11 protein-coding genes are annotated in these 22,198 nt (G+C 61.6%); all 11 read right to left on the reverse strand.

Annotated elements, in window-relative coordinates:
• Nucleotides 1–10: 10 nt before the first annotated feature.
• Nucleotides 11–679: a cytochrome c3 family protein gene (locus VFV96_16370; GenBank protein ID HEU5071980.1), complete on the reverse strand. Its 669-nt coding sequence runs from the start codon at nucleotides 677–679 to the stop codon at nucleotides 11–13.
• 188 nt (nucleotides 680–867) lie between these two features.
• Nucleotides 868–1,692 carry a serine protease gene (locus VFV96_16375; GenBank protein HEU5071981.1) on the reverse strand — a complete coding sequence of 275 codons (825 nt, stop codon included), beginning with the start codon at nucleotides 1,690–1,692 and terminating at the stop codon, nucleotides 868–870.
• Nucleotides 1,693–1,730: 38 nt separating this feature from the next.
• The gene (locus tag VFV96_16380) at nucleotides 1,731–3,779 is read right to left on the reverse strand and encodes a PDZ domain-containing protein (protein ID HEU5071982.1); all 2,049 of its coding nucleotides are present in this window, start codon (nucleotides 3,777–3,779) and stop codon (nucleotides 1,731–1,733) included.
• A 113-nt stretch (nucleotides 3,780–3,892) separates the two neighbouring features.
• On the reverse strand, nucleotides 3,893–6,832 hold the full coding sequence (uvrA, locus tag VFV96_16385) for an excinuclease ABC subunit UvrA (GenBank protein ID HEU5071983.1): 2,940 nt from the start codon (nucleotides 6,830–6,832) through the stop codon (nucleotides 3,893–3,895).
• Nucleotides 6,833–6,937: 105 nt separating this feature from the next.
• Nucleotides 6,938–7,891, reverse strand: a complete 954-nt coding sequence (locus VFV96_16390) for a PfkB family carbohydrate kinase (protein ID HEU5071984.1) — start codon at nucleotides 7,889–7,891, stop codon at nucleotides 6,938–6,940.
• Nucleotides 7,892–7,919: 28 nt separating this feature from the next.
• A complete protein-coding gene (locus VFV96_16395; GenBank protein ID HEU5071985.1) occupies nucleotides 7,920–14,864 on the reverse strand; it encodes a S8 family serine peptidase in 6,945 nt (2,314 codons plus the stop codon).
• 117 nt (nucleotides 14,865–14,981) lie between these two features.
• Nucleotides 14,982–18,917, reverse strand: a complete 3,936-nt coding sequence (locus VFV96_16400; GenBank protein HEU5071986.1) for a hypothetical protein — start codon at nucleotides 18,915–18,917, stop codon at nucleotides 14,982–14,984.
• Complete coding sequence (locus tag VFV96_16405) at nucleotides 18,914–19,747, reverse strand: prepilin-type N-terminal cleavage/methylation domain-containing protein (protein HEU5071987.1); 834 nt, start codon at nucleotides 19,745–19,747, stop codon at nucleotides 18,914–18,916. Before VFV96_16405 ends, VFV96_16400 begins: the two co-directional genes overlap by 4 nt.
• A gap of 44 nt (nucleotides 19,748–19,791) precedes the next feature.
• Nucleotides 19,792–20,577 (reverse strand): hypothetical protein, encoded by a 786-nt coding sequence (locus VFV96_16410; protein HEU5071988.1) that lies wholly within the window; start codon nucleotides 20,575–20,577, stop codon nucleotides 19,792–19,794.
• A 36-nt stretch (nucleotides 20,578–20,613) separates the two neighbouring features.
• A complete protein-coding gene (locus VFV96_16415) occupies nucleotides 20,614–21,468 on the reverse strand; it encodes a prepilin-type N-terminal cleavage/methylation domain-containing protein (protein HEU5071989.1) in 855 nt (284 codons plus the stop codon).
• Entirely contained in the window at nucleotides 21,465–22,193 is a 729-nt protein-coding gene (locus VFV96_16420) for a prepilin-type N-terminal cleavage/methylation domain-containing protein (GenBank protein ID HEU5071990.1), read from the reverse strand. Before VFV96_16420 ends, VFV96_16415 begins: the two co-directional genes overlap by 4 nt.
• Nucleotides 22,194–22,198 lie beyond the last annotated feature (5 nt).

Raw genomic sequence — 22,198 nt, forward strand, 5'->3', positions numbered from 1 at the left:
GGGATGGTCTTCATCGGTGGCAAGTCGAGCAATTCTGCAGTGATTCAACCTTCCAGTCGTGCATGAACTTCTGGCCGTTCGCGCGCTGCAGGAGTTCGTTCTGGCGCGGATCATCGCTCCACTTCCAGTTCAGGTCGGTGACCTTGTCCACCGGCCGCAGCTTCGCCGCGGGATCCCGATGACACTCGAGGCAGAACGACATGCTGAATGGTTTGGCGTGATAGACTTCGTCCATCTGGTTGATCTGTCCGTGGCATTCCACACAGGAGATGCCGCGGGTCACGTGCACGGAGTGGTTGAAGTAAACGTAGTCCGGCGTCTTGTGAATCTGGATCCACGGAATCGGCCGGCCGGTGGCGGCGCTTTCACGGACGAGCGCCAGCTTGGGGTCATCCTTCAACACCATGCTGTGGCAGTTCATGCACGTCGAACTGGCCGGGATGTTGGAGAACCACGATTTTTCCACCGCGCTATGACAGTAGCGGCAGTCCATGCCAAGCTGGGTGACATGGATGTTGTGGGAAAAGCCCACGGGTTGAATGGGCTCGTAGCCCACCCGCGTGTATTTCGGCGTGCAGTAATACCACACGCCCCCCACGACAGCGGAACCCACCAGCAGCGCCCCGCCAATGATCATTAGCGGCAAGCGGTTGGTCCACTTGGGAAAAATGGCTGACATGTATCTCGGTTCAATGAGTTTGGTCGAACGACGCTCTCCACTCACTCGCGCCGTTTGCGAAATCAAGAAGCTGTGATTCTTGGAAAAGAAGCATTCCCGTCAATAATTATTTGAATGAAACCATCTTGGTAGTATCCAAATTGATGTTCAAAATTAGCAGCGGCAAGAGCGTGAACCACGCCGCGACATCACTTTGCGTCAGCGGTTGGCTTGTCTTCCTTCGCACCCGCGTTGCGCGCCTGCTCTGCGATCTCGCCGATATCGGCGGCGGGGATCAGCACGAGCACCGACGACTTGTTCGCCATGCGCCGGCTGACGCCGATGCCAATCAATTTTCCGTCGAGGTCGAAGGTCGGCGTGCCCAAGTTCGCGGACGTCACCCGCACAAACTCACGCGGCTTTTTAAGGATCACGCTGACCTGCCCGCACAACACCGTGGGCTGGCGCCCCAGCACCTCGTCGGCCCGGCCGAGCGAAACCACCTCCTCGGCAATGGCGGCCTTCGCGGCCTGCTTCAAGTCGATGGCGCTCAATGACTGGCCCTTGAATTCCTTGCTGTCGGTTTTGATCCGGATGAACGCGAGATCCAGGTCGGCGTCCTTCATGACCACATCGGCCGGCACTTCCGTGCCATCCGGCATGATGACTTCCATTTCCTTCATCACCGACGAGGCTTCGATGCGGACCCGGCCCGAACCCGTCATGATTTCGCGTCCGGAAACTTCGCGCGCCGGATCGACGGCGCTGAGCGACGTGACCAGCATGCCGTTGGTGGAAATGACCGTGGCGAGCGCCTCAATTTTGCGTTCCTGTTCGGGAAAATTCTGCGGCTGATCCTTGCCGCCTTCCGTCGAAAAGGAAACCTTGCAGACCGCCGAAACCCACAGCACGGCGTCGTGATGTTCGTTGAAAATCTGCCGCGCCGCGACGACCGCCAGATCTTCCGCACCCGAGGCCAGGTTGACAGTGAGAACCAGCAGCGCCATCCGGGCTGCCCATTTGTGCATGTTCATGATTGAGGTTGGTTGGTATATCCGCATCCCCGCCGCGCCTACCACTTCGGCTCCAATTCGAGGAACGTCGTGTAAATGCCGCGCTTGATGAAAATTTTGACGTGCTCCGGTTTCTGTTGCGAGACGCCCTGCATGAGCCGCTTGAGGTCCGCGATGCTTTCGACCGGCTGATTTTCGACGGACAACAGCACGTCGCCCACTCCGAGGCCGGCAAGTGCGGCCCAGCCGGCGTTGCGCACGGCGCTGATTTTCACGCCCCCCTGATCCGGCTTCATCCGCTCATCCACGCGGTCGTTGAGCGACATTTCGCGCGCAGTGAACTCGAACAGCTCGTCCTTGTATTCGGCAAGATCGGACGCAGGTTTGGGTGTTTTGCCCAGGGCAATGGTCAGGTGAACCGGCTGCCCGTCGCGCTCCCCAAGCAGTTCCACTTCGCTGCCGGGGCGGTAATCGCGGATGAGATTGTCGAACAATTCGGCATCCGACGGGGTGCTGGCCGCAATCACCTGGCCGTCGAGTTTGAACCACACATCGCCGACGCGCGCGCCGGCCTTCGCTGCGGGCGAGTCGGGAATGACTTCCGTGACGCGCACACCTTTGCGGCCCTCGAGATCCAGCGCCGTGGCGATCTCGCGTGTGAGCACCTGCGTCTCCACGCCAAGCCAGCCCTTGGCCGGCCGTTGCGGCTTCTCCTGGTCCACTTCGGGACCGATCTTGGGCACGCTGACCATTTCCTCCGAGTCGCGCCGGAACGTGACAAGCACCGGTTTGGCTTCCTTGAGACTCCGGGTGAATTGCGCCGTCCATTCCGACAAATCACCGGCGCCGGTGACGGCCACACCGTCCACCTTGGTGATGATGTCGCCCGGCTGCAATTCAGGTTTCGCTTCGGAACAGGGACCGCCGGGTCGCACCGAATCCACAAGCACGCCGCGATGCTCGGTCCAGTTGTTCTCCAACGCGGAAACCCGCGTGAAGTCGCGCACGGTCAGGCCCCAATTGCGCAGCTCGCGTTCGCGCGCCTCGTTCGGCTCGCGTTCAATGGTCGTCAACGTCCAAGCCTCCGCCCGGCCGTTCCGCAAGCCCTTGACCTTGACCACCGAGCCCACCGGCATCGTGAGCATCAGCCGGTTGAAGAGCGGCAAATCCTCCGGTGCCCGCGCATCAATCACCTTTGTGCCGTTGTATTCGGTGATGAAATCGCCCGCCTGAAGGCCCGCCCGCTGCGCCGGGCTGCCGGGCAGGACCGTGGCCACCAACACCCCGGCGCCGTTCGTCATTTCCTTCAGCAACGGCTGCACTTCAACGCCAATCCAACTACGCGAGACGTGGCCGTGGGTAATCAATTCGCGCGCCACGTTGCGCGCCAGGTTGCCGGGAATCGCGCCGCCGAGGCTGCCGATGCCGACTTCGTTCACGCCGACGATTTCGCCCGCGAGATTCACGAGCGGACCGCCGGAGTTGCCGGGAAAAATAACCGCGTCGTGGCCGATCCACCGCACCAGATCGCCCACGTCTTCGCCGTCGAGCGTGAAGCTGCCGGCGCCGCCCGGCGAAATCATCTCCGTGTTGGCCACGATGCCGCGCGTCACGGATTGGGAAAGCCCCGCGGGACAGCCCATGGCGAGCACGCTGTCGCCGATTTTCAGCTTGTCCGAATCACCAAACGTGGCCACGGGCAGCGGCGCCTTCGGATCCCGGCGGGTGTTCAAATTCAGCTTCAGCACGGCCAGGTCCGTGAGCGGGTCCGTGCCCACCAGGTCCGCCTCCACTTCCTCGCGGTTCGCCAACCGGCACACGATGCGCGTGGCGCGCCCGGCCACGTGGTGATTGGTCAGGATGTAACCGTCCTTGGATATGATGGTGCCGCTGCCGGTGGCCCGAAATTTCTGCATGCGCCCCGCGGCCCCCTGCTCCATCACCACCTGGATGCGCACCAGCGCCGGATACACCTTGTCCACGGCGCGCTGGATTTCGGCGCGCGAGGAGCGGGCGGCGTTCCACGCGGCACACCCGGTGAATAAGACGGCTGGAAGGGACAAGCCAAAGGCAAGCAGGACAGCGGGAACAGCGCGGCGGTGGCTCATGAACGATGTGTGCAAATCAATGATGGAACCCGTTGTCGTGACGGGCGAAACCGGGGAAAGGACACCCGAAGCGCGCCCGCTGTTCAAGGATTGTTTTGCTGGACCGGCACCGCTCAAGTGCGGCCCGCCGTCAACACTTTTGCAAGGTAACGTCCGGTGTGACTTCGTTCGGAGCGGGCGATGACTTCCGGCGGCCCCTGCGCCACAATCTCCCCGCCGCCCGAGCCGCCTTCCGGCCCCAGATCAATCACCCAATCCGCCGTCTTGATGACGTCGAGGTTGTGCTCAATCACAATGAGCGTGTTCCCGTAAACCCGCAGCTTGAACAGCACTTCAAGCAGCTTGGAAACGTCGTGGAAATGCAGCCCCGTGGTAGGTTCGTCGAGCAGGTAGAGCGTGCGGCCGCGGGATTTGCGGCCCAGTTCGGCGGCCAGCTTGACTCGTTGTGCTTCACCGCCCGAAAGCGTCGTGGCGGCCTGGCCCAGCCGCAAGTAGCCCAGGCCCACCTCGGCCATCACCAGACAGGGCTCGTAAATGTGCGGCACGGCGCGAAAGAACGTCACTGCTTCATCGACGGTCAGGTCGAGCGTGTCGGCAATGTTGAGCCCCTTGTAGTTGATTTCGAGCGTCTCGCGGTTGTAACGCTTGCCGTTGCAGGCTTCGCACGTCACATACACCGGCGGCAAAAAGTTCATTTCAATCTTGAGCACGCCGTCGCCTTCGCACTTCTCGCAGCGGCCGCCCTTGACGTTGAAGCTGAACCGTCCCGCATCGTAGCCGCGCACCTTCGCGGTGGGCAGGCGCGCGAACAAATCGCGGATGGCGTTGAACATTCCGGTGTAAGTGGCCGGATTGCTCCGCGGCGTGCGGCCGATCGGTGTCTGGTCAATCACCACGACCTTTTCAAACCCCTCCCAGCCGCGCAGCTCGCGGTGTTCACCCGGGCGTTCCTTCGAGCCGAAAAATTTGCGGAACAACGCCCGCCGCAGAATGTCGTCCACCAACGTGCTCTTGCCGGAACCGCTGACGCCGGTGATGCACGTGAACGTGCCGATGGGAATGCGGGCATCGATGTTCTTGAGATTGTTTTCGCGCGCGCCCAACACCTCAAGCCAGCCGCGCTCCGGCGAGGGTTTCACCCGCTCCCGGGGCACCGCAATCGAATCTTCACCGCGCAGATATTTTGCCGTCAGCGATTTGGGCGCCCGCAACAACTCAGCCAACGTTCCCTGCGCCACGACCTCTCCGCCATGCACACCGGCGCCCGGGCCCAGGTCGATGACGTAATCCGCCTGCCGGATGGTGTCTTCATCATGCTCAACGACGATGACGGAATTTCCCAGATCACGCAGGCCTTTGAGCACCGTCAACAACCGGTCGTTGTCGCGCTGGTGCAGCCCGATGCTGGGCTCGTCCAGAATGTAAAGGACGCCCACCAGCCCCGCGCCAATCTGCGTCGCCAGCCGGATGCGCTGGGCCTCGCCACCGCTCAACGTGCCGCTCTCGCGATTCAACGTGAGATAACCCAGCCCGACGTTTTGCAGGAAGCCCAGGCGCGCGCGGATTTCCTTGATGACCTCGCCCGCGATCTTCAGTTGAAAATCCGTGAGCTTGAGCGTGGAGAAAAACGCCGCCGCCTGATCCACGGACAAGGCACAGACGTCCGCGATGCTCAAGCCGGGAATGGCCTTCGGCTTCGCCTCCGCAGCCTCCGACTCGCCGCCCGTCAGGGTGACCGCGAGGATTTCCGGCTTCAGCCGCCGGCCATGACAGGCATCGCAAAATTGCGGCGACATGACGGCCTTGAGCCGGTTGCGCGTGAATTCGCTTTCACTCTCGAGATAGAGCCGCTCGAGGTTGGGAATGACACCCTCGAACGGCTTCTTGAGCTTGCTCGTTTTGCCGGCGCGCCAGAAGTTGAATTCAATTTCCGTCTCCCCTGAACCGTGCAGCACGATGCGCTGAAAATCCGCCGGCAGCTTGTGCCACGGCGTCTCGACGCTTTGCCCGTAATGCGCGGCCAGCCCTTTCAGCAAGGCCTTGTAGTAAACCACCATCCGCTTGCCGCCGAGCCGGCGCCACGGCTGGATGGCCCCCTCCTCCAGCGTTTTTTCCGGATCAGGAACAATCAACCCTTCATCGAAGACCATCTTCTGGCCCAGCCCATGACAGACGGGACAGGCGCCGCTCGGCGAATTGAAGGAGAAGTGCTTGGGAGTCGGCGGCTCGTAGCTCTTGCCGGTGGCCGGACTGAACATGCGATTGGAGTGCAAGGTCTCAATCCACGCATCCGGCACCGGCCCGGCGCCGTTCGCCCGCCCTTCCGGCAACTGATGCAGCGTCAGGAAAACGCCCTCACCCCACTTCAGCGCGGTCTCCACCGAATCCGCCAGCCGCACGCGAATCTTTTCGTCCATCACCAGGCGGTCCACCACCACTTCGATGGTGTGACGCCGCGCCGGGTCGAGCTTGACCCGCGTGTTCGCCGCCAGCTCGACGATTTCGCCGTCCACCCGCGCCCGCACGAATCCCTCACGGGCCATGCGTTCGATGACATCGCGGAATTCGCCCTTCTGGTTGCGCACCACCGGCGCGAGCAGCATGACCTTGGTCCGCGCCGGCAGCGCGAGGATTTTATCCACGATGTCCGTGGTGGTCTGCGCCGCGATGGGCACGCCCGTATCCGGGCAATGCGGCTGGCCCACGTGCGCGAACAGCAGGCGCAAGTAGTCGTAAATCTCTGTCGTGGTCGCGATGATGGAACGCGGGCTGGAGCCGGAGCTGCGCTGTTCAATGGCAATCGCCGGCGACAAGCCTTCGATGAAATCAACCTCCGGCTTCTGCATCTGATCAAGAAACTGCCGGGCATAGGCCGACAGGCTCTCGATGTATTTTCGCTGTCCCTCGGCAAACAACGTGTCGAAGGCGAGCGAGGACTTTCCCGACCCCGACAAACCGGTGATTACCACCAATTTGTCGCGCGGAATCGCCAGGGTCAGATTCTTGAGATTATGCTCCCGCGCCCCGCCGACACGGATGAAATCCTTGCTCATAGGCCGCAAAATTTGCCGTCAGTCAATCCGGCCAGTGTAAGGGGAAGCGGAAAGAAAGCAAAGCCGGCGCCCACCCGCTGTCGCATTTTTCTTCGGAAGCGCCGCTCAAGCCCGCGGCAAAACACCGGCCGGCAATTGCGTGGCCGCCGTTCCGATTTCCACGCCGCGCGTGAGCCAGCGTTCAGGCGGGAGGTCGTGCTGGATTTGGTGCGCCACAGCCGCGAGGAGCGCATCCCCGGCGCCCACGGTGTTTTGCGGACGCACGGGGGGCGGCACCGCCGTCGCTTCAAACGAAAACGACGCGTTGACCAGCAGCGCAGGCCTGGCTCCCCGTGAAACCAGCACCCAGCCCCGCGTCAGCCGGGACATGGCCAGTGCGGCCGTGCGCACCGTTGTGGTCCGGGCGCGCGCCTTCACGCCGGAATGACGCGCCCATTCGAGTAATTCGTGTTCGTTGGGTTTGACGAGAAACGGCCTCGCCGGCACGGCCGCCGCCAGCGCCGGACCGTCGCAGTCGAGCAATGCCGGAACGCCGTTCACTCGTGCCTCGCGCACCAGTCGGGCATAAGCGTTGACCGGCAGCCCGCGCGGCAAGCTGCCGGATAAAATCAAACAACCGGCCCGGGGCAACGCTGCGCGGACGCGCTGGCAGAGCGTATCCCACGCGCTGCGATCCAGCACCGGCCCGGGCGGGTTGAAGCGCAACTGTCCCTGTGCCGCAGTGCTGATAATGACGTTGACGCGCGTTTCCGAACCGGTCCCACCCGGCGAACGTTGGCGCAGCGCAGGGCGATTGGCAGGGCGCAGCGCGATGATTGAAGCGGTGATGCTTTCCGCCCGCAGCAAAGCGGCCAGTTGCCGGCCGGTGTCTCCGCCCAACGGCAGAATCAATCGTGGTCGCGCGCCGAGGAATTTCAGCCAGCGCGCCACGTTAACGCCTTTGCCGCCCGCCCAGCGCCGTTCGGCGAGCACAGCGTTCTTTTCCTCCCACCGGACGCGAGCCACCTGCCACTCGGCATCAATCGACGGGTTGAGCGCCAGAACAATGGGCTGCTTCACGTGCGAATGCGGGCGTTTGAAACATCCATCAGGGCGCGGTGCCCTCGATCACCCGGAAGAACTGCATCTGTCCGGTGATGGGAACACACCACGTGGTGCTGTTGTCCAGGGCGGTGATCTCCGGCGAGACGTTCGACCAGGTCGCGGGCGCCAGCGTGGGACTTCCCTGCAACAGGTAGTGCGCTCCCGGAAGCGAAGTCCACGTGACGCAGAAACTGCCCGACGAGACGTCAATGCTGGTGATGACAATCGGCAGGCCGGATTGCGGCCACTCCGTGGCCATGATGGCGTAATCGGCAGGCCCCGCGGAATTCTTGACGGCCGAGAGGAACCAATCCCCCGCCGACAGCGCGACCGGCGTTGAGTTGGTGAAGACCACGATGAGTTCGTCGTTCGTTCCCGGATTGGCGCTGAGGTAATCGTAGGTGGCGAGATCCGGCAGCGGGAATCCCTTGCGCGCCACCAGCGTGAAATCACCCGTTGCCCCGAAGGTCTCAAACTGCACGCGGGCCGCCGTCGGACTGACGCTGTAACGGAAGTAATCCGCCGTGCCGGCCGCGGCCGTGTTGCTGACGACGTAGTAAGGAACCGCGTTGGTCAGCGTGATGATGCCTTGGAAGGCGTTGGTCAATTCCGTCGCCTCGATGGTGAAGTTGACCGTGCTGGCCGTCGGATTCAGCACCCCGAGATACCAGAGGCCAGGCGAAAGCGCGACCGGCGTGCCGTTGGTAAAGACCACGATCTGCTCGTCATTGGTGCCGGGGCTGAAGCTGGCGTAGTCGTGCGTCGCCACGTTGGGAATCTGCGGCGCGCGGCTGGCGACGAGGTCCAGGTTGCCATCCATGCCGAACAAGTCAAAGGACACGGCCGACGCGTTGGAAGAAACGTCATACGAGAAATAACGGGCCAGCCCACTGGACGGCAACGTGCCGGAAACGGGCACCGCGTTGGCCAGCGGCGTGATGTCGTAGTCCACCCGGAACACGTAGTTCGCGGGCGCCGTGTTCGTGTTTTGCACGCCAATAAAGTAACGCTCGCCGGGCAGCAATGGCGGCGTGCCATTGGTCACCAGTGTCTGCGTGCCACTGGTCACCGCCCCGCCGTAGAAGAGAATGTCGGGCGGATTTGTGCCCGTGGGTGCGTCGGTCTGGTTGAACCAGACAAGCAACGGCTGATCGGCAGTCACAAGCGAATTCGTCGCCGCCGTTGCCCACGGCGGAACATCCACCACGAGGTATTGGATGCCCCCCGGCGGCACCGTGTTGGTCACGTTCACTTGCGGCTGGACGGTCACCGGCAAGGCGGTGGTGCTGGGGAAGACAAACGACAGATACCAGCTCACCAGCTCCGGCGCCGGATTGGTGGCGCCAACCCGGCTGTCCCACACCTCCAGCTTCCACGTGCCGTTGGCACTGTCACCCTTGAGTTCGGTGAGGGGCTCTTCGGGGAGATATATCCCGCCAAATTGAGTCACATTCGTCAACGTCAAGGTGTCGAACATGACGCCGTAAGTTCCCGGCGTGTCAGCCCGCAGGCTGATGGTTGTGTTCGTGCCAACGGCAACAAATGGGGCCACTGCATGCTGCCAGTTCAGGTTGGTCCAAGAGTTGACGAAGCTGGGAGCAACTGCTGTGAGAGCGGTGCCGTTAACAAGCGCAGTCGCTCGCGGCACCCCGGAAGCAATGCCGTCCGGGTTGCGTGAGTAGGCGAAGGACAGGATGTAGTTCGCTCCCGGGATCGTGGAAACATTGGTCGAAACTGTTCCCGGCGAGTTGCCGTTGATGTCCATGCAGAAGGTTCCGGAATCGGATGTCAGGCCATACGTTCCGTTCATGAGCACATCCACCGAGCCCGCATCAACGAGCCAGCCGCCGCCAAAGTAATTGCCCGCCGTCGGAATTTGATTGCCCACTCCGCCTTCGAATCCGCTTGCCCATGCCAGCATGTTCGTCGTCTGTGTGCGGAACGGGGGCAGGCCAAACTTGATGGGTGTCGTGGTCTTGTTGGTGTCCTCGGTGAACGTCAGATAGTCGATCACCGGTCCTGCACCATATGCCGTAAAGGTCCAGTCCATGATGTCATGGTTTTCATATGCTGCTCCGGTGCCCGCCGTGAAACCAACCCAGCCCTCACCGTTCAAGTCAGTGCCAGGCTTGAGCCCGGCAACGGGGACGTTGGTGAGCACGACCAGCCCATCCAGCCAAATCGACAAGGCTGAACCGTCGAAGGAGATGTGCGCCTCGTGGATGTTTCCATCGCTCATGTTGATCCCAAGGGTATTCACGTCAGCTTGCGCCAGATACTGTTGGTTGCTGACGACCCCAATGGAATTGCCGCTCAGATCCGGCCCGCCACCCGGCCAGTTCCAAAACGTGTTGAAGAACACGCTTATGTTATTATTTGTGCCGCCCATCGCCCAATCCGTCGCAGTCGGCCCGATGTTCTGTATGGAGAAGGTGAACCCATCGCCGCCGGGCTCATTGCCAAATATATTCCCATACGGCCCCGGGATCCGGAAATGGAAGGTCGTGTCGAATCCTTGGGCACACTTTTGTTTGTTGATCAGCCACGCATCCCCCGTCTGACCATCAAGCGCGGGGGTCAGCCGCAAAAAATTGTTAGTGAACTGCGCAACTCCGGTCAGGCTGAGAAGACCGCTTGCCGTTGAAAAGTCGGCGAAGACGACCGTGTTGGTGAAATTGTTCGTGACGTTTGCCCCCAAATCCGCGTTCGTCCCGCCCCGGTTTTCAAACAGCATGACGCGCTTGCCTTTTGGACTGATGAGCTGGATGGCCAGGTCTGACACGCGCGGGTGGTTTACGCGCAGCCCCACTTCCACGGAGCTGATCTCCGCGTCATTGGTCACCACCATTTGATCGTAGGTCACCGCGTCGTCCAGCAACGGCACGGGATTGGTTGAGGTGTAGACCACCGGCACCACGGCTGAAACATCGAGGTCCAGCTTGGCGGTCAGCCGCACCGTCTGGGCAATGCCGTTGGGGTTGTAAACGCCGATGTAATACCGCCCCGCCTGCAACGGCGGCAGGTCGTATCGCGAAATCGACAGGCTGCCGCCCGGCGGGTTGATCGTGGTCTTCTTGTCGTAGGCCGTGAATGTCGGGAAATCACCGCGCCGGATGTAAAGGTCCATTGGCAGCGGATTCGCCGAAATGTTGACCAGGTTGACCGTCAGGTTGGTGGCCTCGGCCGGCACATCGATAAAGTCATAACCCCAGCCATTGGGCTGAATGGTGAAGGTGTCGCCGGTATCCAACTGCTGCGGCTCGATCTTGATGATCAGGTTGTTCACCCGGCCAACCGCGGTGGGCGCATCGTCCAGTTCCGTCAAGAGCCACAGGCCCACGCCTTCCTGGCCGACAAAGTTCTGCAAATTGCCGGGGCCGTCCGTGTGTTGCGAACCCGGGGTGTCGCCCTGGTCGCTGTCATCGTAAACGAAGGTCTGACTGAAGTTGCCGTTGCCGTAGGTGTGATTGTTCAACACGGTAAAACCGTTGTTGTGGCTCAGGTTGCCCAGCAGATCGCCCATGTTTTCGTGCGTGATGGTGTTGGTGACGATGACGCGGCGCACCTTGATGGGCTCGATGGCAATGCCAAACACCAGGGCCACGCCCGGATGCTCCGGCGTGCCATCGGGAATTTCCGCCGGCGCGGGCACCCCCCGCACGATCAGATTGCCATCCTTATCACGTTCGCTGAACGGCTGGTCGCTGAACACGCTGAAGAAGGCGTATTGACCGGCCATCTGGTCCTCCGACTTGATGCCGATGTAATAGACCTGTCCGGGCGCGGAGTTCGAGTAGGTTACAATTTCTGTCCCGCCCCGCCCCACCGACCGCGTGGCCGCCGCAACGGCCGCAGCGTTGAGATTCGTCAAGCTGGGATCCTGCGAAACATACATGTCGATGTCCGCCTCCGGCCGCGAGATCTGGTCCGCAATCGTCGCGCGCACACCCATGCGCGGCGACGCGAGCGTCGGTGACAGGAACGTGATGAACGCGGCGTTGGTGAAGTTCACGTTGGTGCCGTAATTCGTGGCCACGTAGAAATGCCATTGGTTGGTCACCCCGTTGATGGCCGCGATCAATGGGGAGTTCGCCCCCACGCTCTGGTTCAGCAATGGCAGGGATGCCGAGCTGGTGTTGGTGATGGTTGTCACGTAGGGCGCCCCCGCCGTCACGATGGGCTGGTCCACCACGGTCATGGCGTCTGCCGCTTCGCTCGACATCACCAACGCATAATCCTGCACCACGTCATTCGTGTTCGCGGTGACGGCGTTGACGTTCACGCGCCGGCCCACGACCGTCACGGCGAAGTTCGTGCCACCGGGGGTGGAGAGGTAAACGTTCTCCACGTTGTTGATCACATCCCGGTTCGGCACCGAGTTGGTGTCCCACGACGACGTGAAGTCACTTTCGCCGGCGAAATTATTGCCATAGTAGACCGCCCCGGTGTCGAGATTCGTCACGACCAGATCGAGGTCATTGACCAGCTTGACGCCCGCGGCCGGATTGCCGGGCGGATCGGTCCATACCAGCGTGAAGCGCAGCCGCTTGCCCTGCGCGCTGTTGTTCAAGGTGACCAGCCGGGTTTGCGACTGCCCGGTGGCCAGCGCGTTGGTCGAACTTTGGTCAAAGAACACAAATGACGAGTCGGTCGTGGTGGCGTTCGTGTTTTGCGGCAGGCTGTTGGGCAAACTGGCGAGCCCCCAGCCCTGATAGTTGATCGTGTTGTTGACCTGCAGATTGTAGAGGCTCGACGAGGAACGGGCGCCGTTGATCAACATCGCCTTCATCAACGCCGGGCTGTTGGTCAGTCCCAAGCGTTGTTGATAAAGCTCCTGCATCAACGCGAGCATGCCTGAGATCGCGGGCGCGGCCATGCTGGTGCCGGATTCGTAGCGGTAATTCGGCCCGAGCGCGTCGTTGAGCTGCTGCAGCACCCGATAATAATCCGCCAGATGGTTCGTGTAGGTGATGACCGTCTGGATCGTGAAATGCACCGTAACATTCGTGGAGTTGCCCACCGCGTAGAAATAGCCGGAGCCCGAGACCAGCGGCGGCGCCGGCGCAATGGTGACCGTGTTCGTGCCCAGCGGCACGTCGTTCGTGCTGGGCTGGTCGTCCGTGCGCACGTAGATCGGCAGATCCACCGCCGGATTGGTGGACGAGCTGTCGGCGATGGCGGAAATCTGCAGGCCAATGCCGTCCACGGGCACGAAGAGCGAGTATTGATTCAGCGCGTTGGGCGCGAGTTGCTGATCGGCGAAGGTGTTGCGCAGATAATTGGTGATGCTGTAATACGCGTTGGTGTCCCACTGCGAGGAGCGCGTTGACACCACGAACGTCCCCGGCGCCACCACGTCCGGCTTGAAGCGCCCGAAGTCGCCCTCGACCCCGATGCCCACGTTGCCGCGGCTGGAATACGAAGCCACTTCCGTGTCCGTGTCGGTGCGCGCGGACCAGATGGCATTGGTTTGGCCGTCGATGACGACCTCGTTGGTGATGTTGCGCAACTGCTCGATCGCGCCCACGGTAATCACGTTTTTGGCCGTGCCAGGGGACACAATCGAACTCGCGCTGCCGTTGAGCCCGTTGTCGTCGCCGCCGCCGTCATTGCCCGCGGGAAAGACGAAGAGCACCGGCTGGGAACCGGAAATGCCCGGCAAGGCGTCGCGCACGGCCGCGTCATAGCTGGCGGCGGTGATGTCATAATCGTAGTCCGCGCCCTTGCCCCAGCTGTTGTTGGAGATGAGCGCATTGGTCAACGCCGCCTGCTCCTGGTTGTAAGCATCGAAGCCCAGATCGGCAATCGGCGTTTCCCCCAGCAGCATGCTGAAGAGTTTCGCCCCCGGGGCCTTGCCCCGGTAATTGGCGCCCGCCACTGAACCGGGCGGCACATTCGCAATGGTCCCCGACGCCGCCCCGCTGCCTGCAATGATGCCGGCCACGTGGGTGCCATGCCCCTCGGTGTCCTCGCCCGCAAGCGTGCTGTTCGTGATCACCCGGCCCACCAAATCCGGATGGGTGATGTCCACGCCGCTGTCCGCCATGGCCACCAGCACGTTGGTGCCCGTCAGGCCGTAGTAGTTGTCCGGCGTCAAAGTGTCGGTCGAAACGCCGAGCTTCACCCGCGCCAGATCATTGGCCAGCACGCGCGCAGCCGCCCGCTCGATGATTTGCACGCCCGGCAACTGCGCCAGCTTCACGAGGCTGCCCGGCTGCGGTTGAATCGTGACCACCGGGCCGAACGGCGACGGGCCGCGCGCCACAATCGTGGAGCCGAGGGCGCTCAAGGCCCGCTCCGTTTCCGTCTGCGCATCCGCAAACAGGACCACGTTCAAGTATTCGCCCGCCGGGAGCCGCTGCTGATTCACGGCCAGGGGGAGCAGGGAGGATTTCAACTTGAAATACGGTTCGAACGGCAACGTGGCCTGCACATCCGGCAGGGCCGCCAGCGCGGCAACCTGCGCCTCGGAACCGCGCACCAGCCACGCATTGTTCGGGATGTAGGAAACCAGCGTCACGCCTGCCGCCCGCAGGTGTTCGCGAAAAGCCGCGTTCACGGCGCCGCGCGACTGGACGATGTAGGAACCCGGATCGCCCTGGGCCCGCAAATGCGCGGGAATGCCCAGCGTCAACGGCGCGGCCGAATCGAGCCGGGCGTTCTCCAGCAGAATCGCCGTGTCGCGCCCGATCAATTCGTTCAACGGCGTGAGCGTGTTGCTCAGGCGGTAGCCGGCCGAGGTCAGCACCATCGGCGGAAGATTGGAGGTGACCAGTTGGGCGTTCGCCTGCGCCGTCTTCGCGGGCGGAGTCGTGGGATGCGGTGCCGCGGGCGTCGCGGCGGTCTGGCCGGCCCGCGACGTGGTCGGGTTCAGCCAGTGCCACGCGCACCACACGCCGAGGATGCACAGCAATCCGGCCACGAGCCATAAAATCGGTCGTTTCATCATAAACTCAGCAATCAGTATCCCCCGTCACCCCAGGTCTTCGCCGCCGGCAGGATGAGCCAGCGCAACATCGCACGTTGCACCGGCTTCGTCCGCAAACTTCCATCCCGGCCGGGCATCTCAATTATCGGGTGGCAGGATGTTAAAGCTCTCCACCACGGCCCGCGGCGCCGTGGGCGCGCCTTCGATGCGCACCACGGTCCGCGTGGCAAACTCCGCCGTCACTTGATAGTTCGTGCACAGCCGGAAAAACGGTCCGGGCGTGGTCACGAGCGAGCGGTCGGCCGGATGCAAGGCCTGACCGTAGGCGTAAATCGTGAACCGCGGTTGGTCGTTGCCGCGCAAAAGGCCCATCAGCATCTGGGGCAGCCGCTCGTAAACCGCATCGCTGATGCCATATTGCAACTGCGCATTGTGCAACTGCGCATTGCTGTTCGTGTTGAGCAGCGGCGACGACACCGTGAGTTCCGGCGCCGCCAGCACGTCGGCCAGATGTTTGAACGTGCCGTTGAACGGCTGGGCCGCGCGCGTGCGGTTGATGCCGTTCCAAATCTTCCACACCGTCGCGTTCGTGCCGCCGGCGGCATCCGCCCCCGCCGGCGGAATGACCACCGGATCCACGCGCACCACGGGCGGCGTCTGATTCAACTCCGCGTCCGTGCTGGAATTGGTCAATCCGATGACCCCGCTCAACAAGGCGGACCACGCCGCCAGCCCCGTCTGATTGACGTTCAACTGGCCGCGCGTGGCGTTCTCGTCGAGCGCGGTGGTGAACACGTCGAAAATCACCCGGTCATTCACGGGCCGGGACAGGTCCGCATCGATGCGCGACGGATTCCCGGTCCACTTCGCCCAAAGGGTGTTGGTCACGTCATTGGCCTTGAGATAAACCGTCTGCCACGGCGTGCCGCGATGCACCCGGCCCAGCCAGCCCACGGTCGGGAACTTGTTGGTCGGAAAATCCCAGTCATCCGGCCGGCGAATTCCGGGATCCTTGGCCTCGGGGGCAAAAAGCGGAATCTGCGTGGCGGAATTATTCGCGGAACTCTTCGGGTTGCCGCCCCACGGTTCGTAACGGGTGTTCAACTGTCCGATGTTGGGGATGGGCTGAATGAGGCCATTGGGCGCTTCCCGACGAATCCCGGTGCCGCGCGCCAAATCCTCCAGGTCGCCGGCCATGTAGTGGACGAACGGATCATTGGCCTGCCAGGAAATGTATTGCGACGTCTTGCGCGTGGGCGTGAACGGGGCCTGCATGACCAGGCTGGCGTTCACAGTGTTGGGAAAATAGAGCGGCGAAAGGCCCATGAACACCCGAAAGGCGTCGATGGCCTTCTGCTTGGTCTGACCCCTTGCCTGCCCCTGACCGTAGGTGTTCCAATCGGCGATGTTGATGTTGCCCGAGGAGGCCTGGAGCTGGTTAACCACGCCCTCGGGCGGATTGTTCAGGCTGTTTCCACCGATGCGATTGGTCGCCCACAAACCCTGCTCAGTCGTATCAACTCCCCCAATTCCCACTGAATTCAGAATGTTTCCGTCACCCAGTTCGCGCGTCATGTTGCGCACCCCGTCCAGGTCACTGAGTTGCACGTAATCAATCACGCGGCGCGTGGCGGTATCGAGCAGGATCACGCGAACGCGGTTGGAAACCGCGAGCCCGAACTGCGGGATCGGGAATTTCTGCGTCTGCTCAAAACCGTCCAGCACATTCACGCCATAGTTGGTGTTGGGCGTAAAAAACGGCTTCCCCGCAGAATCCGTCCGGTAAACCGCATCGGCTTGAACAAGGAAATTGGTCTGGAGCGGCACCTTGAAACTGGCACTCGTGCGCGTTGCATCTGTCAGGTCACCACTCGTGCCAGCCCACGTGTTCCGCGTCAGGTTGGTGAGCGCCGCCACGGTCAAATGCAGGGACGAAACCCCGCCGCGCAAATCCAGCGGCACGTCGTTGGTGTAGGTGAAACCCACCCTCACGTCGTTGGCGACAATGACCTGGACATCGCGGGAGTAGTTGGTGAGGTAGGGATTCCACAGCTCGAAGGCGAAGACATTGGAGATGCCCACGCTGAACTGCTGATTCGTTGCCACGGGCCGGGTCAACGTGCTCAGCCGGCGCAACTGCAGTTTCCGCGTGATTTGCGCCACCGATTGCATGGCGAATTCGTTGAAGCTCGGAAAACCCTTCTTGGCTCCGATGATCCAGGGCACACCGTAAACATTGCTGTCGGGCCGGAGACGCTGGAGGCTGGAAGGACTGGTAGGATCCGTATCATTCAAGTCGATGGGCACCTTCAGATAGTCCGTGGGCGTGTTGATGCCCGTTTCCTCGGTCCAGCCGTCAATGTAAACGTCCGTGAAACCACCATTGGCGTCCATGCGGAACCGCGGCCGGAACACGGACGGCAGGAACGGATAATCCGTCGCATTATTGTAGGTCCGGTTCGTCGAGGCGTCGTAAATGTTGGCGGCGAGCTGGAAGATGCGGTGCAGCGCGGGGGTGAACACAAACTGATTGCTGATCATCACCGGCACATTGGTGATGGTGAGGGCGGCATTGATGCCAAAAAGCTGCCGGTTGGTGGCGGCATTCGGGAATGATGCCCGCAGCAGCCGGTCCGCCGCGTTGGTGAAAAACTGCACCGCCGTCCAAGGTTGAAAATTCGTTTGCAGGTCCGGCACCGTGTTGCCGGCCTTGTCCACGTTGACGTAGTTCAGGTTCAGCTTGCCCGCCGGCTCGGGCCCGCTGTCGGTTCCCAGTTGCGACAGGAGCCGGTAGTAGGTGTAGCGGTTGTAGGAGCTGGTGCCGTAGCCTGCATTCATCAGCCGATCACTGAACGTGTTGCCCACTTGTCCCGGTGCTCTTGTCTGTGCGCGATTGAAGAGATCCTGAACTCCAAAAAAGTGATTGGGGTTTTCCGCACCCGGCCATTGTTGAGAAAGAGAGCGCCCAGTGTCGGGATCCACAGCCGGGAGAAACGTATTCGTCATCAGCGGCGAAGCGCTTCCATAGCCGTCCACTAAATCATTCTCAAAGGCAGTAACGCCATTTGGGTAAAGTTGACCAAAAGTCCGCAATCCGCCCCCGTATCGATGTGTGATGATCCCTCGCGCATCATCAAACGCCGTGCCAGTGCTCCCGACGTATGGGCTGCTCCATGCATACGTATATCCAAAGACCCCCTGTCCGGGCCAAGCATTCGTGTTCAAATCCACCAGAAAACCCGCAAGATCCATTTCCCATGTGCCAACTCCCATGTCACGGGAAAACCCATTGTTCGCCAAATTCAGCGGCTTCGCTTGATTGTGAATCCGGTTCACGTCGAGCGTCAATCCCGACGGCACGACGAAGAAGGCGACGCGGGCCGTAAAACGATTGCTCGACGAATGCGGCCGGTCGGGGTGCTCCAGCAATCCGATCCATTCCGGATCACCGACGAAGAAGTTGCTGACGACCTGCAAGCCGTTCGTCGTGGGAGCTGTGATGGGCAAACCATTGTCGTTCAAATCCGGCAGCAGCCCGTTCGTTTCAAAACGGCCATTGCGGTTCAAGTCGAGATAGTAACGGAAATCCAGCGGCAGGCCGCGATTGCGGTTGGTGGTGACAAAAACGGGCGGACGCGGGCTGTAGTAGAGATTGGCGAGATTCTGCAAATAATTGTTGCCGGTCACCGGGTTTCCATTGATGTCGTGGTCATAGTTGACGTTGGTCAGCGTGTTGAACACCGGCGCATTGGGGTTGAATCCCAGCGGATTGATCAGATTCGTGGAAACCATCAGGCCGTAGTCGAACTGGTTGGTGTTCGCGATGATCCGCGCCAGCAATTCCGCCTCGGCACGCTGCTCCGCCGCTTCCGCACTCAGCCGGGCCGTGGTCATGTCCACCGACGTGACCACCGCTCCACGCTCGCGCTGGGACAGAAACAAAAACGCGACGGCCAGGAAGGTGATGACCGAGAGCAGAATCAGGGTGACCACCAAGGCGATGCCCCGCCGGCGTAAATTCGCCGCCGAGCGCGCCGTGGCCGCAACCGGGCTATGAGAAAAAGAGAGCTTCATTGATACACGGAAGGGTCGACGTTTCGGATCGGAATGCGTTGCCGGAAGATTTGCACGTGCGCCGCCTGGTTCGTCAGGAAGTTATACTGCGCGGCGGCCGCCAAGTTGCGGGCGCGCTCGGCGGTCTTGGCCTCCAGAACGCCCAGTTCCAATTCCACATAGGCGGGCGCGGCGTTGCTGACGAAGTAATAGTTGTAGCTGAGTTCGCCCGGGATGTTGTTGTAGGCGAGGACATTGTTGACGGCCTTGGGCGGGATGTTGTAGGGCGAGATCAACCGGCCCGCGGTGTCATACGCCCGGACCCGCAGTTCCACCACGCCGTCGAGCAGGCGAGCACGGCTCCAAGGAGCGTTAAACGCATTCACGGCCAGCCGCGAAACGAGGCCCGGATTCAAGGCCGACGCATTCGTCTCGTAACGGTAAAGCGTCCCAATGTAGTTGTTCGCGGAATATTCGACCGCGTAGCCAATGCCGGTCCACATCTGGTTGTCGCGGACGGTGAACAAAATGTTCTGCTGGATGTTCGTGCGCCACTGGCTGCTGCCCGATGCGGAATCGCCCGGCAAGGCCTGCGGCAGAAAGTAGTTGTTCCAGCCGGCGTAAAAATTGGTGCTGAACGGCAGGGACGTCGGTTTGGCCTCGGCCAGCTCCCGGGCCATCAAATCCATTGCGGAGCGCCCCCCCTCCAGCACGTCCACCTGGGTGATGCCGGTGCGGAAGGCACGCTGCGTCTGGCCGAACATGGCCAGCAAACCGAGCACGATCACCGACATCAACGTGACGGCCACCAGCACTTCGACGAGCGAAAAGGCCTGCCGGCACGCTCGCATGCGAACCGCGAACCGGAACGACTTTGAACTGAACGCGGCGGCCCTCATTTGGCAACAAAGCTCCTTGGTTGCAGGTAATAAAATCCCGAAACATTGCTGACCGTCCCGGCCAGTTGTGTGCGGAACGACAGGTGGCTGAGTCCGACCGCCGGGTCATTCTGCTTCGGATCGTATGGCTTCTGCAGCGGCCACCGATAGTAAAGGCGCACATCCGTCAAATTCTGCTCCAGCACGCGGTCGATGGCATTGGTCTGGATGAACGCCAGGTCCGCGGCCCCATGTGGAATCATTTCCACGGCCATCCGGTAACCGAACGCCAGATCACGCACATCCGGATTGCTCTGCGGCGCCTTTTCCGTGGCGCTGCCGTTGATTGCCCGGACAAAGGCGACCACGTGGTTGCTGGTAAAACCGCTGGTCGCCGAGCGCGGATCATCACGGATGATTTGCGGCGTGGAAAGCAGACCCACGATCATGGCGCCGTTGGTAATGGCGAGCGTCGTCTGCGGCCCGATCACCACCTCGCCAACGGTGTCCGGAAACGGCCTCGTCGGAGCGGTGAGCGGATTCGCATCGGCGTAATGAAAATGCTCGATCCGGATCCGGTCGACATAGTTGGTCAGATCGTCGTAAGCCGCGCTGGCACTGGGTCCGGTGCCGCCCGCGCGGATCGCATCCAGCCAGACGCTGGTGTCCTGGTTCAAGATCGTGTCTTCCCGGTTGTCCTTCTGCACATTCAAACCCGCCGGGAGGACGCCGATGATGGCCACGAGCGCAAAGCCCACGATGGCCAGGCACAACGCGATTTCGACCATGGTAAAGGCCGACATCGCTCGCGCGGTTGATTGAGTCCGTGTCTTCATCGCTCAAGGTCCCGTAATCTGCTGGTGTTCCACGTGCGCCCGGCCCGTCAGGCCATCCACCACCAGCAGGGTCAGGGCGTTGGTGCTGTTGCCGGGCGGGATTTCGGCGAACTGCGGCGGGGCCTTGTAGGGTTTCTTGTTCACGTCCAGCGGCTCCACCACCCGGCCGCGCGCGAGCGGAATCACTTCATTCTCCAGCACCGTTCCGTCCCCGGACACCAGCTGGCCCAGGTGATTGAAGGCCACGTAGGGCAGCCACACATAACCGTTCGGCCCGGGCGTGGCGTCAACCGTGGGAAACGGAATGTTGTTGGTGTAAGCGAAGCCGCGCGCGGAGTAAGTGGCCAACGGCGTCTGGGGCGGCGGCGGATTGAGGATTTGCGTCACCAATCCCGGAACGAACTTGAAGAGCGGAATGAACACGTTGTCCGGGAGCGTATGCCATTCCGTCAGGTAACGCGGATGATTCTGCCCCGGCTGATCACCCACGTCGCGGAGGCTGATGAAGGTGTAACCGATCAACTGCTTGTCCAACAGCCGGTCGGCCGCCGCCCGGTCCGTCGGCGTGAGCGCGTTGTAGGCCGTCTGGTTGGGCGCGTAGCCGCCATCATCCCAAAAATTCAGCGGCACAAACACCATGTAAACCGTGGTGCGCCGGCTGATGGCGAACTGCCGCGCCCGGGCCAGTTCGTCCTGCATCTGCCGGGTGGCGGCCGCGATGGCGTCAGCCTGCTTGAGGTTTTTCAACGCGGGCACGGCCAGCGCCGCCACAATGCCGAGGATGGCGATCACCACCAGCAGTTCAATCAGCGTGAATGCCGATTGCCGCCGGAACGCGTTGAGAGGTTTCCAGGTCATTGCTTCCAGGAACAAATGTTGTCCTTGTTGACGTCTTTGTTGGCAGGCAAACCCGCGTTGTATTTTTTGTCCGGCCCCGCCGACCAGACCATCATCTTGCCGTTGTAAACAAAGTCGTTGTTGCCGCTGCCGCCCAGGCTCGTCAAACCATCAAGTCCCGCCGAACCATTTCGCGAGACGCTGGACCGCGAATAGACCGCATCGCTGCACTTCTCGTCGCCGTTCAAGTCCAGCGAGATCACATAGGGATTGCCCCACGGATCGCAATACACACCGTCCAGGCCCACCCCGCCGTGTGACGAATCACTGACCTCCTTGGCCGACAACATCGCAATCCGCTTGGGGTTTTTGACGTGATCCTTGTTCACAGTTGGCGTGCCATTGGCGTAGGACTCCTTGTCCATCAGAATGGCGACCACCTCGTTGTTGGTGGGGTAACCTGTCCCCAATAACGGCCCGCCGTAGGTGATGTCGTTGGCGCCCGCACTGTTCAAAATCACCGCCGACACGGGCATGCGGCTGTAATCCGTATCATACTGGTTGATCGCCTGAACAATGCCGGCAATTTCCGTCTTGGCACGATTGATCAGCGCCTTTTCCTTCACCTTCGCAATCGCGGGCAAAAGCATGGCGGCGAGGATGCCGATGATGGCAATGACCACGAGCAGTTCGATCAGCGTAAAGCCGCAGCGGGGCTGGTTTCGACGGTTGACTTTTGAGTTCATAGAAT

The sequence above is a fragment of the Verrucomicrobiia bacterium genome, assembly GCA_035765895.1.
Lineage (GTDB): Bacteria > Verrucomicrobiota > Verrucomicrobiia > Limisphaerales > DSYF01 > DSYF01.